This window comes from Staphylococcus sp. 510 (genome assembly GCF_057219715.1).
In genome coordinates this window covers 1-427 of sequence record NZ_JBXVVK010000056.1, presented here as the reverse complement: position 1 = coordinate 427, position 427 = coordinate 1, and the positions used below count along the sequence as shown (strand labels likewise).

1 protein-coding gene is annotated in these 427 nt (G+C 29.3%); it reads right to left on the bottom strand.

The features are described from left to right. Positions 1 to 31 precede the first annotated feature (31 nt). Positions 32 to 427: transposase (locus tag AC2D8K_RS12615; protein ID WP_484698832.1), on the bottom strand; the 396-nt coding region annotated here is incomplete at its 5' end.

Below are 427 nucleotides of genomic sequence, written 5' to 3'. Positions count from 1 at the left end.
TTGTACTGAACCCCAAAAGTTGTACTTTGGTTTAGTATATAGTTTCGAAGGTTTGTCTTCTATAATTTTTAGGAGACAAGCCTTTTAATTTTGTTTTGATTCTTTCATTATTATAAAAATCAATATATTGATGAATAGCTTGTTTCAATTGGTCAAAATGTTGAAATTGATTGCCATAAAACATTTCTTGTTTTAGTAACCCAAAGAAGTTTTCCATTAATGCATTATCTAAACAATTACCTTTTCTAGACATGCTTTGAAAAATTTTATTATCTTTTAGGCATTTTACATATTTAGCGTGTTGATAATGCCATCCTTGATCTGAATGTATTGTTGAGCGATAGTTTATTTTAGGCTTTTGATTAATGAGCGCTTGAACTGGTGTCATGACTATATCTAAGGTAGGTCGATCAGACATAGAAAAACT